Below are 16,785 nucleotides of genomic sequence, written 5' to 3'. Positions count from 1 at the left end.
TGTTTAAGAAAGGATGTGCCACCTATGAAAATAGGAATTACATGTTACCCTTCTATGGGTGGTTCTGGAATTATCGCCACTGAGTTGGGTATCAAATTAGCAGAAAGAGGACATGATATCCATTTTATAACATCGAATATACCTTTTAGAATTAGAAAACCTTTACCTAATATTACATTTCATCAAGTTGAAGTGAATCAATATGCTGTATTCCAATATGCGCCTTACGATATTACCTTAAGTACCAAGATTGCTGAAGTAATCAATGAGTATGACCTAGATTTATTACATATGCATTATGCCGTACCGCATGCTGTTTGCGGTATCTTAGCAAAACACATGTCTGGTAAAGACATTAAAATAATGACTACCCTACATGGCACTGATATTACAGTATTGGGATATGATCACTCATTAAAAAATGCGATTAAATTTGGTATAGAAGGTAGCGATGTAGTGACAAGCGTCAGTAAATCACTTGCAGAACAAACGACTGATATTATTGAAACAGATAAAACAATCATTCCAATTTATAATTTCGTTAGAGAAAATGAATTCCCTACAAAACATTCAATGCCAACTGAATCTGATATCAAATTAAAAGCTTGTTACGGGATAGAACCTGAAGAAAAAGTGATTATTCACGTTTCTAATTTTAGAGCTGTCAAACGAATTGATACAGTCATTGAAACTTTCGCAAAGATACACCAAAAATTGCCATCAAAACTTATTTTATTAGGTGATGGACCTCAATTAATGGATATGAAAGCAAAAGCACGTGAATTAGACATTGAAGATGCTGTGTTATTTTTAGGTAAACAAAATTGGGTGAGTGAATTTTATCAAATATCAGATTTAGTATTATTATTAAGTGAGAAGGAAAGCTTTGGTCTCACATTGTTAGAAGCAATGAAATCAGGTGTACTTCCAATTGGCTCTACTGCTGGAGGTATCAAAGAAGTAATTAAACATAACGAAACAGGTTTTATAGTAAATATTGGTGATAGTGATACAGCCAGTACGTATGCGTTACAATTGTTGACAGATGATGAACTTTATAAAAAAATGCAGCAGCAAATGTTGGATGATGTTGCTGAACGTTTTTCTTCAGATTTAATTGCAGACCAATATGAATATTATTATAAAAAAATGTTAGAGGGTAATCATGACTAAAACATTATTCGAACAAGCAAAACCAATATTAAAAACTTTACAATCTAACCATTACCAAGCATTTTTTGTTGGGGGTTCTGTGAGAGATTATCTAATGCATAAAACAATACACGATATTGATATTACTACGAGTGCGACGCCTGAAGAAGTAGAAGCTATTTTCGAAAAGACAATTCCTATAGGTAGAGAACATGGCACAGTCAATGTTATCTATAATGGTGAACACTATGAAGTAACAACATTTCGTGCAGAAGGTGATTATGATGATCATCGAAGACCTAACGAAGTCTTTTTTGTGCGTGAATTATATGAGGATGTTAAAAGACGTGATTTCACAATGAATGCAATAGCTATGGACGCCGATTTTCATATTCACGACTACTTCAATGGTCAACAAGATATTGAAAATCACATAATTAGAACCGTAGGCAATGCGCATGAACGTTTTAACGAAGACGCGTTAAGGATTATTCGAGGTCTACGTTTTCAAGCACAATTAGGATTTGCATTAGAAAATGAAACTTTTTATGGTATGAAATCACATATCCATGATATTAAATATTTATCAATTGAACGAATTGTGGTTGAACTAAAAAAACTCACTTCTGGTAAGTATGTAGCCCATAGTTTTGAAAACTTACAGTACTTGAATGCATTTAATTACATTCCTTTTTTCAAACATTATAAACTAAATGATTTTATTTTAGATGAAGCCATTCCGTTCACTTTATTTGTAGCTTTATTGAAAGCACAACAACCTTTAGTAAATGGTACTCTTAATGATTTAAAAATTAGTAATAATGAAAAAAAGTATATAGGTAAATTAGAACGGCTACTTAATCAATTACCCAATATTAAATCTAAATCAGACTTTAAAATACTTCTTTATGATTATGGTGAACAAGATATACTATTAATATTAAATTTCATAGATTTACATATTAAAAACCATTTACCTTCTTTTTCACCGCTTATTATAAATATACAATCTGTAAAAGAAGAATCTAAAAAGTTACCTATTCACTCAAGAAAGGATATTGATATTAATGGTAAAGATATCCTTGAGGCAGTTAATAAGCAAAGCGGTCCTTGGCTAAAAACACTATTGAGAGATATTGAGATTGCTATTATCAATAGAGATGTTCAAAATATTAAACCAGAAATCATTAGGTGGGTGAAATCACATGTCGAAATACAGTAAAGATGTTATTCAAATCTTATATACAAACCAGTCAGAATATATTTCTGGACAGTTTATTGCAGAACATCTTTCAATTTCTCGAACAGCAGTCAAAAAAGTAATTGATCAACTTAAGCAAGAAGGGTGTGAAATTGAATCAATTAACCATAAAGGACATCGCTTAATTGAACTACCTGATAAATGGTATAGTGGGATTGTAGAACCTTTAATCGATGAACAAAAAATGTTTGATCATGTAGAGGTCAAAGCGCAAGTTGATTCCACACAGTTACTCGCAAAACAAAAATTAGTTGGAAACTCAAACACCTTTTTAATTTTAAGTGATGAGCAAACGAAAGGAAAAGGGCGCTTCAATAGACCATGGGATTCATCACGTGGCAAAGGATTATGGATGTCTCTTGTGTTACGTCCAAATGTCCCATTTGAAATGATAACAAAGTTTAACTTGTTTATGGCATTAGGTATCAGAGATACAATGCAACAATTTAGTAATGAGAAAGTAACGATTAAATGGCCAAACGATATCTATATTGATGGAAAAAAAGCTTGTGGATTTTTGACTGAAATGGTAGCTAATAGTGATGGTATAGAAGCGGTGATATGCGGTATTGGCATAAATATGAATCACTTGCCTGAAGATTTTCATGGTGAGTTGCAATCAAAGGCCACGAGCTTGAGAATACATGCTAACCAAAAAATACATCGTTATCATTTATTAGAGCAATTAATAAATCAGATTGAAAAACGTTACCATCAATTTTTAAGCCAGCCGTTTTCCACGATACGACATGAATACATTGAAGCTTCAAATATTTGGAATAGAACTTTAAAATTCACTGAAAATGGTCAACAATTTCAAGGTGAAGCTATAGATATTGATGAGCATGGTTATCTAATTGTCATTGATGAGCAACAGACACAACACAAACTCATGAGTGCAGATATAGAACTATAAATTTATAAGAAAAGGAGGAATGAAAATGACACAGCCTTGCTACGCTGTTGTTGATTTAGAAACAACAGGCAACCAATTAGACTACGATGAAATTATTCAAATTGGTATTACTTTCGTCCGCGATAATAAAATAATTGGCACCTATCACTCTATGGTAAAAACAGATTTAGAAATTCCTCCTTTTATTCAAGCATTAACCTCAATTGAAGATGAAATGCTAAAGCAATCACCATATTTCCATGAAATTGCTGACGATATATACAAACAACTTGAAGGCTGTATCTTTGTCGCACATAATGTAACTTTTGATTTAAATTTCATAAAAAAATCATTTAAAAAATGTAATATCAGATATAGACCCAAAAAAGTATTAGATACATTAGAATTGTTTAAAGTTGCTTTCCCAACAGATAAAAGTTATCAATTAAGTGAATTAGCAGAAGCACATGGTATTACGTTAAATAATGCCCACCGTGCAGATGAAGATGCTGCAACGACTGCACAACTTATGATACTTGCTTTCAATAAATTCGAAGCACTACATTTAGATACTTTAAAACAACTTTATTATTTAAGTAAAAATTTAAAATATGATTTACATGATATTCTTTTTGAAATGGCTCGAAACCATAACCATAAACGACTAAGTGAAGACTTCGAACAATTTGAACAGATTATTTATAAAAAGCAAAGAGATTTTAAAGCGCCCACAGTAAACTTTGACGGAACTTTAAAAGACCTTTATACAGACATTACTGAAAAATTAAATTTAACATATAGACCTCAACAATTATATTTAGCTGAAATTATCTTAGAACAGTTGATGCATAGTGAGAAAGCTATGATTGAAGCGCCTTTAGGGAGTGGTAAATCATTTTCATATTTATTAGCTTCACTAATGTATAACATACAAACAGGAAAACATGTAATGATTTCTACAAATACAAAATTATTACAAAATCAGTTGTTGGAAAAAGATATACCTGCATTAAAATCAGCATTGAATTTTAAAATAAATGCATCTTTAATCAAAAGTAAACGAGATTATATTTCGTTAGGATTAATCAGTCAAATCTTAAAAGATGAATCTAATAATTACGAAGTTAGCATTTTGAAAATGCAATTATTGATCTGGATTACAGAAACACATACTGGAGATATACAAGAGTTAGATTTAAAAGGCGGACAAAAAATGTATTATGAACAAAAGTTAGAAACTTATGTTCCAGTGCGTAATGACATTAATTATTTTAATTTTATTAAGCGCAACGCAAAAAATATACAAATTGGTATAACAAATCACGCTCATTTAATACATGCTTCACATGACAATACAATTTATCAACTATTTGATGATTGTATCATTGACGAAGCCCATAGGTTACCTGATTACGCATTAAACCAAGTTACGAATGAATTAAGCTATTCTGATGTCAAATACCAATTAGGCCTAATTGGTAAAACTGAAAACGATAAACTACTTGCCGCTATCGACCATATAGAACAACAACGTATACTTGAAAAATTAGATATACCACCAATCGATGTTTTTGGCCTTAAAACAAATATCAATGAAATACATGATTTAAACGAACAATTGTTTAGTACGATGTTTGATAGCATCCAACAATCAGAAATACATGATGATGAAGTGCATAAAGTTCATTTTGTATATCATTTTGATGTAACGCCGATTTTAAATGATTTGCATGTCATCATTCATAAATTAAATATGACCTTAGAATTCTTTAACGGCATGAGCCATAAAACAATTAAAACAGTAAGAAAACAATTACTTTATATTAATGATAAATTTAGAGCAATTGAAACTAGTTTAAAAAATAATCATACTAGTTATTTATCCATTAAAAACATTAACCAAAAATCTACAATCAAATTAAATGTGAAAGATTATGATGTGAAAGAAATATTAACAAAACAAGTGTTAGATAAATTTAATGCACTAACATTTATTTCAGGTACCTTAACTTTTAATCACTCATTTGAAAATTTCAAGCAATGGTTTAATAAGGACATCATCTTCAATACTTATGAGCTTGATACTGCAACAGTATCTTCAAACCAGACAACTGTATTTATACCAAATGATGTCGTTTCATATAATTATAAAAATATTGATGATTATGTGAGCTCTATTGTCAATTATGTTATAGAATATACAACAGTTATTGAATCAAAATGTTTAATTCTATTCACTAGTTATAAGATGATGCATATGGTACAAGAACTCTTGAATGAATTACCTGAGTTTGAGGATTACGTAATACTCACACAACAACAAAATCAAAACTATAAAATTGTACAGCAATTCAATAGTTTTTCTAAAGCCATCCTATTAGGGACTAGCACATTCTTTGAAGGTTTTGATTTCCAATCAAATGGTATCAAGTGTGTAATGATTACAAAATTACCTTTTATGAATCATAACAATACGAAATATTGGTTAATGGAATCTGAATTCACTTCCACATTTAAAGATTTCGTTTTACCTGATGCTGTTACTCGTTTCAGACAAGGACTAGGCAGACTTATTAGAAGTGAGCAAGATAAAGGTATCATCGTATCATTTGATGATCGTTTAATTAAAAGTAATTACAAACAATTCTTTGAACAATCATTAGAAAGTTATCGTCAAAAAAAAGGTGATATAAAACAATTTTCAAGCTTACTTAAAAAAATAAAAAAAGAGACAATACATCATAAAAGTAACACGCGCAACTAGAAGTTGTACCTTGATTTTGTTAAAATGTATAAGGATTAATAAAAGAATACTACAAAAATATTAGGAGTTTGGTTATGAAAACAACGATAAAAGAAGCAAAACATTACATTAACCAAGAAGTGACGATAGGTGCTTGGTTAACGAATAAACGTTCAAGTGGTAAAATTGCATTCTTGCAGTTAAGAGATGGTACTGGCTTTATGCAAGGCGTCGTAGTAAAAGCTGATGTAGATGAAGATACTTTTCAGTTAGCTAAAGATATTACGCAAGAAACTTCATTATATATTACTGGCGTCATTTCAGAAGATAATCGTTCTGATTTAGGTTATGAAATGCAAGTAAAATCTATTGAAATCATTGCAGAAGCTCATGATTACCCAATCACACCGAAAAACCATGGTACAGAATTCTTAATGGATCATCGTCACCTTTGGTTACGTTCAAAAAAACAACATGCAGTTATGAAAATAAGAAACGAAATTATTCGTGCAACATATGAATTCTTTAATAATACTGGGTTTACCAAAATAGATCCACCTATTTTAACAGCTAGTGCACCAGAAGGTACAAGTGAACTATTCCATACTAAATATTTTGATCAAGATGCTTTTTTATCTCAAAGTGGTCAACTCTATTTAGAAGCAGCTGCAATGGCTCATGGTAAAGTATTTTCATTTGGACCTACATTCCGTGCAGAAAAATCTAAAACACGCCGTCATTTAATTGAATTTTGGATGATAGAAGCTGAAAAAGCGTTTTGCGATCATAACGAAAGCCTAGAAATTCAAGAACAATATGTGACACATGTTGTTAAATCAGTACTAGAAAATTGCAAATTAGAATTAAATATTTTAGAACGTGACACTGAAAAGCTTGAAAAAGTTACAACGCCTTTCCCACGTATCACATATGATGATGCAGTTGAATTCTTGAAAGAACAAGGTTTTGATGATATCCAATGGGGAGAAGACTTTGGAGCGCCTCATGAAACTGCAATTGCAAATCATTACGATTTACCTGTATTTATTACAAATTATCCAACAAAAATCAAACCTTTCTATATGCAACCAAATCCAGATAATGAGGATACAGTGTTGTGTGCAGATTTAATAGCACCCGAAGGATATGGAGAAATAATCGGTGGTTCTGAACGTATCAATGACCTTGCATTATTAGAACAACGTATCGATGAATTTGAATTAGACCCTGAAAGTTATAGTTACTATTTAGATTTACGTCGTTATGGTAGTGTACCTCACAGTGGATTCGGTTTAGGTCTAGAAAGAACAGTCGCATGGCTATCAGGTGTAGAGCATGTTCGTGAAACTGCACCATTCCCTCGTTTATTAAATCGACTATATCCATAATATTATCAATACAAGAAACTACCTAAACTACGTCCAGTCTATTTTACGGCTGGACTTTTTTATAATATTTACACATGATAAGGAGGGGTGCTTTTGAATATCGATATGCTTAAAACTAGACCTGTTGTAATTCGCAAAGAATTACTAGATCATTATAATGAATTAGGTATCAATGAGCGTGAATTAGTTATCTTAATAAAATTAATTTATGCGTCGGAAATGACCAATAAACAACCATCCATTGAATCTTTACAAAAAGGCACATCACTAGATTCTAGAGAAATTACTGCTATTATACAAAATCTTATTCAACGTGATTTATTAGAGTTAAATGTTAACAAAGACGAAGAAGGTAAATTCACTGAATATATGAATCTCGATCAGTTCTATCATAAACTAAATGATATTATGCAACACGTTAATAATAATAGTGACCAAAAACAAGTTGAACTTGAATTCAATAAACTTTTCCAACAGATTGAGCAAGCTTTTGGCAGACCATTATCACCGTATGAAATCGAAACATTAAACCAATGGTTAGACATAGATAAACACGACTTAAGTGTGATTCAAGCAGCATTGGATGAAGCGCAAAGTCAGAACAAAATGAGTTTTAAATACATTGATCGAATTTTATTAAATTGGAAAAAAAATAATGTAAAAACAATTGAGGATTCCAAAAAAATAAGTCAACAGTTTAACCAACCTAAAATGAAACACACTGTTAAAAAAGTGCCTAAATTTGATTGGCTAAATGAGGAGAATCAAGATGATAAGTAATAAAAAAGCTTTAGAAATGATCGATGTTATTGCTAATATGTTCCCAAACGCTGAATGTGAACTCGTACATGATAACCCATTTGAACTAACAATTGCGGTACTATTATCAGCACAAACTACAGATGTTTCTGTAAATAAACTCACTAAAGACCTTTTCAAAAAATACAAAACACCTGAAGACTATCTAAATGTAGATATATCAGAATTAGAAAATGATCTGCGTACCATTGGTTTATACAGAAATAAAGCTAAAAACATTCAAAAATTATGTGCGTCATTACTAAATAAATTCGACGGGGTGATTCCGCAAACACATGCCGAACTTGAAAGTCTAGCTGGAGTGGGGCGTAAAACAGCAAACGTAGTGATGAGTGTTGCTTTTAATGAGCCTTCACTTGCAGTAGATACTCATGTAGAACGTGTAGCTAAACGTTTAGGCATTTGTAGGTGGAAAGATAATGTTAGACAAGTAGAAGATAAATTGTGTAAAGTCGTACCTAGAGAACGTTGGAATAAAACACATCATCAACTTATTTTCTTCGGACGCTATCACTGTTTAGCACGTAGCCCTAAATGTGATATATGCCCCTTATTTAATGAATGTAGGGAAGGGCAAAAAAGATATAAAGCCAGTTTGAAAGAAGTGTGACACAATTGATTTCAAAAGAAGCGTTTAAACAATTAGAAGAACAAATAGATTTATTTTCTAAACAGAAGAAATTAAATTCTGCTGAAGCTAAGTTATTAATTGATAAATACTTTGATATGATTGAGACTTTTTTTAAACAAATCAATCACATTCATACGATTGATTTTGAACAATTAAGCGATTATCCAGTTGTACCAATGAATTTTAAAGAGCGTTATCAATATATGCTTGCCCGTAAATACCATTTTATGGGTTATAGTCAAATGAAGACAGTCAAATCAGAATTAATAAAAATGAATGCATCCTATCAAATACGTAGAAAAAACAAAGGTAATCCTTAAAGTCCCACTTCCCAACTTGTTGGGTTAGTGGGACTTATGCATGAGCGGAAGCTCAGGTAAACCTTTGAAACACTTCCCAACTTGTTGGGTTAGTGGTGCTTTATGCATGAGCAGAAGCTCGATACTTGATAGTCAGTTGCTCACTCATACAAAGCCATCATTCTTCAATTAGTTACGAAAACTCTATAAAATAAAGAAAACGCCAATTTCTATATATTTTCAATAGAAATTGGCGTTTATTTGTTAGTAAAGATTGATGATAATCAAGTGTTTATTAAACACTTAGTTACTCGCTCAAAAATTTATTTGGACATTATTGTGCTCTTGATAAACCAGTAGAATTATTTGCATTATTACCGTTTGAGCTAGCTGATGATGCATTATTGTTATTGTTGTTGTTATTGTTGTTGTTATTGTTGTTGTTATTGCTACCACCGCTATTATTATTATTACTACTACTACTACTACTGCTTCCACCTTGTCCTCGAGGCTTATTACTTGTTGTGTTGTCATCAGGATGTCCTGCAACAGAAAGGCTATCTTTACTATCACCATTTACTGAGTCAGGTTTACTAAAGTCCTTGCCGTCTCTTGGTGAGATATTACTCATTACATCCTCGAATAAATATTGTGGATATTCTTGTTCGTCATGACCAACAAATGAATTTACGCCGCCTTGTTTAACTTCTTTGAAGCCCATCCACACAGACATGCTGTATTTTGGCGTGAAACCATTCATCCATACATCTTTTGCAGCATCGTCAGGTAAACCATATTGTTGGTAAGTTTGATCACCATAAGTACCTGTACCAGTTTTTGCTGCAACATTTACACCAGATATACCGTGGCCATATGCAGAACCATAAGCTTCAAATGTACCTTTAAGTACTTCTGCTAGCATATAAGAAGTGGAATCTTTCATTGCTTTCTTACTTGTATGATCGTAATTAATTGTTTCCCCATCTTCTTTTTCTACTTTTTTAATAGAATGTGCATTATTATATTCGCCACCATTTGCAATTGATGCAAAAGCAGATGCTAATTGAGTAGGAGAGAATTCTGATGATGAACCACCTAATACTTCAGAAGGTCCAATATCTCCTTCATATTCCAAGCCTACTTTATTTGCGAAATCTTTTGGCGCGTCATTTCCAGCGTTCTCTTTTGAAGATTGCCATGCTTTTAATGCTGGAATGTTGAAACTTTGACGTAAAGCGTCATACAATTTAACCTCGCCGTGACCTTTAGTATCATAGTTTCTAAATGTAACACCATCAACTTGATATGCTTCTTCATCCTGAATTGCGTGGTTCGTAGCCCAATTCATATTTTCTATAGCAGGGCCATAAGCTAAGAATGGTTTTAATGATGAACCAGTAGGGTGTGCATCTGTAGCTAAGTTTCTATCAACAATATCTTTATAGTTTCTACCACCTGATATTGCCACTAATCCGCCAGATTCACTGTCTACGATAGAAGCACCAACTTGTTGGTCTTCGTTTTTATAGTAACCACCATTATCTACACGATCTTGCAGCGTTTGTTGTACGTCTTTGTCCATATTTGTGTAGATTTTAACACCACTGTTAAGAACTTCTCCTAAATCTTTACCTTTGAATGCTTTATTATTCATTAATTCAGATTTTACGAAGTTAACATAAGAATCGTATTCAGGATTTGAACTTTTATCACTAACTTGACGTTCTTCCGAATCACGTTTTACTAGATTATCTTCTAATGATGTATTTTGTGCTTCTTCTTTTTGCTTCTTAGTAATACGATTATGATATTCCATTAAGTATAAAACAGTATCTTTACGTGATTCTGCTTCTTTTGGATGATCATAAATATTATAAGTATTCGGAACTTGTGGTAAACCAGCAAGATAAGCCGATTCAGCTAAATTTAAATCTTTTAAATCTTTATCAAAATAATATTTAGCTGCAGCCTTCACACCATAAACACTGTCAGAATAGTAAATTTTATTTAAATACATCTCAAATATTTCATCTTTACTATATTCTTGTTCAAGTCTATATGATAGATAAGCTTCTTGTGCTTTACGGGCAATTGATTTTTGATCCGTTAAAAATGAACGTTTAACTACCTGTTGCGTCAATGTCGATGCACCTTGTGAACCAAATCCTCCCGTAAAGTTTTTAGCCACTGCACCAAACAAACGTTTATAGTCAAGTGCACCATGGTCATAGAAACGATTATCTTCTGTAGCCAAGACAGCTGCCTTCATGTTTTTAGGTACTTCATCTAAATCAACATGTTCGCGTCTTTGCCCATTATCAATCGTTTTAATCAAATCGCCATCTTTATCATATATTTTAGCAGGAATTGGATCTTGTAATTTTGATTCTGTAAATGCTGGTGCTTTCCAAGCATAATATGCAAATAACAAAATACCGATTAATGCTAGAACAATGAAGGCTATGATGAGAAATCCGATTATCTTAATAATCGTTCTTTTTATATTCCTATTCTTTTTTTCTCCGGACTTATCATTCTTTTTTGAATCAGAAGTCCTTTTTTTCTCCGTCATACGCGGTCCTCACTTTCATCTAATATCAACTTATCAACTGCTTTGAGGTAATTCAATCTTGGTTGATACTGATAAGGAATATAGTAACCATTTTTTCTAATTTCTTCAACCGTAATCGACTTTTTAATTTCTTTTTTGTACCGATGCCAATAATATTTAAATTTGCAATAAGGCAATAAATAAACTTCATCTAATAATTTAAAGCGAATTAATAAAAAAACAATACCTCCTTGATCATAACAAGCATCCATGTGTATCACTTGGTGCTCATGCATATTATTCAATGGAAATGAAGTTTTATTTTTAGTTTCTTTCGCTTCAAAATCTAAATAGTGCCCTTTATAAATACCATTGTAATCAGTAGTCGAAGGCGTTCGGAAATAAGCCTCATTAATTACCGCCTTACTTCTCATAGGATAATGAACGTTAACTATTTGAACGGGGGTGGGCTTTTTATGTATAACAGCTTGCCCAAGTTTCAAATAGTGCGTATTAGATAATTCAATATCGCTCTCAAGTGACATTCCTCTGCCACCATAATTTATTTTACTCTTATCATCCTTATAAGTTCGTCCGACTTGAGACTTATTTCCGTAAAATGGTTTCCCATTTGGATAATTCATTGTTTTTCACCACTTTAATTTGGTTTCAAAAACTTTTTCCATTATACATGAAAACAGTCATTTTTTCCAAACTATGAAATATAAAGCAATGTATCTGTACATACATCAATATTTATTTTAACGTGCTTTTCTCAATTAAACAATATTTCCCTATAAATATGCCTATAATATGACATAAATGTAAGTTCGTTGTTTCTCAAATGAATATCAAATTCATTTGTGGTAAATTTAATATGTAGGAGGAAACTTCATGCAACAATTAATTACACAACTCTTAAATGATGTACAAAAGATGCAAAATAGATACGAAACAGTCAAATCGAAAGATATAGATTATGACTTTTACAAAGATGTTGTTCCATTTACGAGTCACATAGATAATCTGTTAGAAACATTTAGCACCTTCGAACATAAAATACTAAGATTATCCTATATGAATAAGAAAAAATTTGATTTACTTATTTCAAATATTGAATCACTGTCCGTTGAATGTCATTTTAAAAGAACTAGCCGAAAATTATTTACAGAAAAAGTCAAGGCAGTACAATACGATTTAAGTTATATACAAAGAAGTGATGCTAAATTATGATAAAGACAATTTATGTGACTGGCTACAAGTCATTTGAACTTAATATCTTTAAAGATGACGCACCTGAAGTTTCATATTTAAAAAAATTTATAGCACATAAATTAAAATCATTGATTGAAGAAGGACTTGAATGGGTATTAATACAAGGACAGATGGGTATAGAATTATGGACTGCTGAAGTAGTAATTGATTTAAAAGAAACGTATCCTGATCTTAAACTTGGTGTCGTTACACCATTTTATGGCCACACCGATAGATGGAATGAACAGAATCAAGCAAAATATAATCACATTGTACAGCATGCTGATTTTGTAGATAGTGTATTTCATACATCATATGTAGGACCACACCAATTTAAACAAACAGATCAATTTATGCTCGACCATACAGACCAATCATTACTAATATATGATGAAGAACAAGAAGCTAGTCCAAAATACTTTAAGCAAATGTTAGTTGATTTTATGGAAAAAACAAATTATACTTGTGACATTGTTTCGTTTGATGAATTAACAGAATTTATCAACGATTTGCAGTGGTCTCAAGAACAAAGTTTCGAATGAGGTGGAAAAAATATGTCAGATGTTTCATTAAAACTATCAGCTAAAGATATTTATGAAAAAGATTTTGAAAAAACTATGACACGTGGTTATAGAAGGGAAGAAGTGGATGCTTTCTTAGACGACATCATAGCAGATTATCAAAAGATGGCAGATTTAGATAATGAAGTTGTTAAACTTTCCGAAGAAAACAATAAACTAAAAAAAGAACTAGAAGAATTGAGATTGCGTGTGGCTACTTCAAGACCACAAGAAAACAAAAACTTTTCAGCAAATGGGAATGCTGCAAGCAATACTAATAATAATAACAACGTCGATATACTAAAAAGAATTTCAAACTTAGAAAAAGCAGTTTTTGGTAAATAATAAAACGAGCAATCATAACAAATACGATGTTCAAGTAGTTATAATTGCGTACATAAAGATAAGTTTTGTTTTTCTCAAAACTTATCTTATTTTTATTTGTTCTGATCTTTGAAAAGTGATATACTCTTAAAGATGGTGTTTTGGGTAATCGCTATAGCGATATAGAGGAAAGTCCATGCTCACACAATCTGAGATGATTGTAGTGTTCGTGCTTGATGAAACAATAAGTCAAGGCATTAAGTTGACGGCAACGAAATAACCTAAGTCTTTAGATACGGTTAAAATAGTTTGAAAGTGCCACAGTGACGTAGCTTTTATAGAAATATAAAAGGTGGAACGCGGTAAACCCCTCGAGTGAGCAATCCAAATTAGGTAGGAGCACTTATTTAACGGAATTCAACGTATAAATAAGGCATACTTTAAAAGTATGTAGACAGATGGTTACCACCAGCGTACGAGTGTAACTAGTACACGTTGGCAGTACAAAGGTACAAAACATGGCTTATAGAAACATCATTACTAGACCCCAAGCTCTCCCAATTAGGAGAGCTTTTTTAATGTTTAAAATTCACATAATGCCTTAATATAATCCAGAACAGAAGTAAGGTCATATCTATTTAAAATAACTTTTGATAAAATAAAATTAAATCCACTTAAAAAAGGAGCAAAACAATGTATCAATTATTAGCTGTGTGCCCAATGGGGTTAGAAGCAGTTGTTTCTAAGGAAATTCAAGAACTTGGTTATACAACAACAGTAGAGAACGGCAAAATCTTTTTCGAAGGTGATGAAGCAGCAATAGTTAAATGTAATTTATGGTTAAGAACTGCTGATAGAATAAAGATTGTTGTTGGCCAATTTAATGCAAAAACATTTGATGAATTATTTGAAAAGACAAAAGAACTCCCTTGGGAAACAATCATCGAAAAAGAAGGAAATTTTCCAGTACAAGGTCGTAGTGTAAAATCTACTTTGTATAGTGTGCCAGATTGCCAAGCGATCGTTAAAAAAGCAATTGTAGAGCGTTTAAAATCTGCTTATAAAGAAAAAGGGTGGCTAGATGAATCGGGAGCTAAATATCCAGTGGAAGTAGCTCTATTAAAGGATAAAGCACTACTGACAATAGATACTTCTGGATCAGGACTTAACAAACGTGGTTATAGACTAGCTCAAGGTGAAGCACCTATAAAGGAAACACTTGCTGCTAGTTTAATTAAATTAGCAAATTGGACAGGTAATACACCATTGATTGATCCATTTTGTGGTTCTGGCACGATTGCGATTGAGGCATGTTTAATTGCTCAAAATATTGCACCCGGTTTTAATCGAGATTTCGTTTCAGAAACATGGGATATTATGCCTGATAGATTATATGATGAATTGAGAGATGAAGCTGATCAACAAGCTAATTATGATAGACCTTTAGAGATATATGCATCAGATATTGACCCAGAAATGATAGAAATAGCACGTAGAAATGCTGAAGAGGTTGGCTTATCAGACATTATTAACTTTAAAGTTCAAGATGTTAACACTTTATCAATTGAGTCGGCAGCACCAGTTGCAATGATTGGCAATCCACCTTATGGTGAACGCATTGGCGATAGAGCAGAAGTGGAAGAAATGTATCGTTATATCGGCCAATTAATGCAGGAGCATCCTTACTTATCAACTTATATTTTAACAAGTAATAATGAATTTGAATTTTTAGTTAATCAAAAAGCAACCAAAAGACGAAAGTTATTTAATGGTTATATCGAGTGTACTTACTATCAATACTGGGGGAATAAAAAACCTAAAAAATAGACTGCATGAGCAATCAAAAAGAGGTGTGACAAATGAATAACGAGTTTAAAAAAGGCATATTTTTTGCTTTTGGTGCATATATTTTATGGGGGATTTTACCTATATATTGGGATTTAATAGAAGATATTGGTGCTTTTGAAATATTAGCTTTTAGAATTATACTTTCAATGATATTTATGTTAATAGTGGTAGTCGTCACTAACAATACAGCACCATTTAAACGTGATTTACAACAGCTCATAGCAAATCCTATACAACTCATTGCTATTATAGCTGCTGGTTATGTAATAACAATTAATTGGGGCACTTTTATATGGGCTGTTACGAACGGCCACGTATTGCAATCCAGTTTAGGCTACTACATTAATCCACTCGTAAGTATTCTATTAGCGTTAATTTTTCTTAAAGAGCGATTTAATAAATTAGAATGGATTGCCATTGGATTTGCAGTTATCGGTGTTTTGTATATGACTATAAGAGTCGGTGTATTCCCTAGTATTTCGTTACTACTAGCATGTTCATTTGGTATTTATGGTTTGATTAAAAAAATCGTACCGATTGATGCAATCAGTAGTATTACAATAGAATGCATTGTTACTGCACCAGCAGGCATTATATACCTATGGTACATATGGCAACAAGGTAGTTTAACGTTTGGCTATAATACCTCATCTTTCTGGTTAATTTTCTCAGGAGCTGTAACGGCAATTCCACTAATACTTTTCTCAGCTGGCGCCCGTAGAATTCCGCTATCACTGACTGGTTTTATACAATATATCGGACCGACAATTATGTTTGTTTTAGGTATTTTCTTATTCAAAGAACCTTTTAGCATCGATCAATTTATTACATTTATTTTTATTTGGATTGGCATTGTAATTTATAGTATTTCACAATATGTAAAAATTAAAAAGAATAATAACCCTGTCATTCACTAAATGATATTTTCAATTCCGTAAAGGTAACTTTATATAAGTTATCTTTACGATTTTTATTGTGTTTTGAAATTGCTCAAAACATGTTTACATATCAAATCGGTCATTTTATTATATTCAATGTCGCAAATATATCATTAGTATAA

Annotated in this window: 15 protein-coding genes and 1 other RNA gene; 14 read left to right on the top strand and 2 right to left on the bottom strand. The window is 31.9% G+C overall.

Features of this window, described 5'->3' with window-relative positions:
- Window positions 1–24 precede the first annotated feature (24 nt).
- The 8 genes from bshA to MUA21_RS06060 all read left to right on the top strand — a co-directional run bounded on the left by bshA (window position 25) and on the right by MUA21_RS06060 (window position 9,209).
- Complete coding sequence (gene bshA / locus MUA21_RS06095) at window positions 25–1,173, top strand: N-acetyl-alpha-D-glucosaminyl L-malate synthase BshA (protein ID WP_064208942.1); 1,149 nt, start codon at window positions 25–27, stop codon at window positions 1,171–1,173.
- Window positions 1,166–2,374: a CCA tRNA nucleotidyltransferase gene (locus MUA21_RS06090; protein ID WP_107525889.1), complete on the top strand. Its 1,209-nt coding sequence runs from the start codon at window positions 1,166–1,168 to the stop codon at window positions 2,372–2,374. The genes bshA and MUA21_RS06090 overlap by 8 nt, the downstream gene beginning before the upstream one ends.
- Entirely contained in the window at window positions 2,358–3,329 is a 972-nt protein-coding gene (locus tag MUA21_RS06085) for a biotin--[acetyl-CoA-carboxylase] ligase (protein ID WP_064208944.1), read from the top strand. Before MUA21_RS06090 ends, MUA21_RS06085 begins: the two co-directional genes overlap by 17 nt.
- Window positions 3,330–3,354: 25 nt before the next feature.
- Complete coding sequence (locus tag MUA21_RS06080) at window positions 3,355–6,072, top strand: helicase C-terminal domain-containing protein (RefSeq protein WP_262562177.1); 2,718 nt, start codon at window positions 3,355–3,357, stop codon at window positions 6,070–6,072.
- Between the two features lie 74 nt (window positions 6,073–6,146).
- Entirely contained in the window at window positions 6,147–7,439 is a 1,293-nt protein-coding gene (asnS, locus tag MUA21_RS06075) for an asparagine--tRNA ligase (protein ID WP_262562176.1), read from the top strand.
- Window positions 7,440–7,544: 105 nt separating this feature from the next.
- A complete protein-coding gene (locus MUA21_RS06070; protein ID WP_406992669.1) occupies window positions 7,545–8,219 on the top strand; it encodes a DnaD domain-containing protein in 675 nt (224 codons plus the stop codon).
- Window positions 8,209–8,868 carry an endonuclease III gene (gene nth / locus MUA21_RS06065; RefSeq protein ID WP_107525892.1) on the top strand — a complete coding sequence of 220 codons (660 nt, stop codon included), beginning with the start codon at window positions 8,209–8,211 and terminating at the stop codon, window positions 8,866–8,868. Before MUA21_RS06070 ends, nth begins: the two co-directional genes overlap by 11 nt.
- 5 nt (window positions 8,869–8,873) lie before the next feature.
- Window positions 8,874–9,209, top strand: a complete 336-nt coding sequence (locus MUA21_RS06060) for a YpoC family protein (protein ID WP_107525893.1) — start codon at window positions 8,874–8,876, stop codon at window positions 9,207–9,209.
- A 313-nt stretch (window positions 9,210–9,522) separates the two neighbouring features.
- On the opposite strand, the gene MUA21_RS06055 is transcribed toward MUA21_RS06060, so the two are convergent.
- Window positions 9,523–11,760, bottom strand: coding sequence for a transglycosylase domain-containing protein (locus MUA21_RS06055; protein WP_262562173.1), 2,238 nt, complete (start codon window positions 11,758–11,760; stop codon window positions 9,523–9,525).
- On the bottom strand, window positions 11,757–12,383 hold the full coding sequence (gene recU / locus MUA21_RS06050; protein ID WP_046208244.1) for a Holliday junction resolvase RecU: 627 nt from the start codon (window positions 12,381–12,383) through the stop codon (window positions 11,757–11,759). Before recU ends, MUA21_RS06055 begins: the two co-directional genes overlap by 4 nt.
- 250 nt (window positions 12,384–12,633) lie before the next feature.
- On the opposite strand from recU, the gene MUA21_RS06045 reads away from it, so the two are divergent.
- From MUA21_RS06045 to rarD, 6 genes are all read left to right on the top strand, one after another.
- Window positions 12,634–12,972: a DUF1798 family protein gene (locus MUA21_RS06045; protein WP_262562171.1), complete on the top strand. Its 339-nt coding sequence runs from the start codon at window positions 12,634–12,636 to the stop codon at window positions 12,970–12,972.
- Complete coding sequence (locus MUA21_RS06040) at window positions 12,969–13,535, top strand: SLOG family protein (protein ID WP_073342072.1); 567 nt, start codon at window positions 12,969–12,971, stop codon at window positions 13,533–13,535. The genes MUA21_RS06045 and MUA21_RS06040 overlap by 4 nt, the downstream gene beginning before the upstream one ends.
- Before the next feature lie 12 nt (window positions 13,536–13,547).
- A complete protein-coding gene (gene gpsB / locus MUA21_RS06035) occupies window positions 13,548–13,898 on the top strand; it encodes a cell division regulator GpsB (protein ID WP_073342074.1) in 351 nt (116 codons plus the stop codon).
- 136 nt (window positions 13,899–14,034) lie between these two features.
- Window positions 14,035–14,408: RNase P RNA component class B (gene rnpB / locus MUA21_RS06030), an RNA gene on the top strand.
- 162 nt (window positions 14,409–14,570) lie between these two features.
- A complete protein-coding gene (locus MUA21_RS06025; protein ID WP_107525895.1) occupies window positions 14,571–15,704 on the top strand; it encodes a THUMP domain-containing class I SAM-dependent RNA methyltransferase in 1,134 nt (377 codons plus the stop codon).
- Window positions 15,705–15,736: 32 nt separating this feature from the next.
- The gene (gene rarD, locus MUA21_RS06020) at window positions 15,737–16,642 is read left to right on the top strand and encodes an EamA family transporter RarD (RefSeq protein WP_073342078.1); all 906 of its coding nucleotides are present in this window, start codon (window positions 15,737–15,739) and stop codon (window positions 16,640–16,642) included.
- Window positions 16,643–16,785 lie beyond the last annotated feature (143 nt).

The sequence above is a fragment of the Staphylococcus ureilyticus genome (genome assembly GCF_025558845.1).
In the GTDB taxonomy this organism is placed as follows: Bacteria; Bacillota; Bacilli; order Staphylococcales; family Staphylococcaceae; genus Staphylococcus; species Staphylococcus ureilyticus.
Note: the sequence above shows the minus strand (reverse complement) of the source record. Positions and strands in the feature narration are given on the sequence as shown.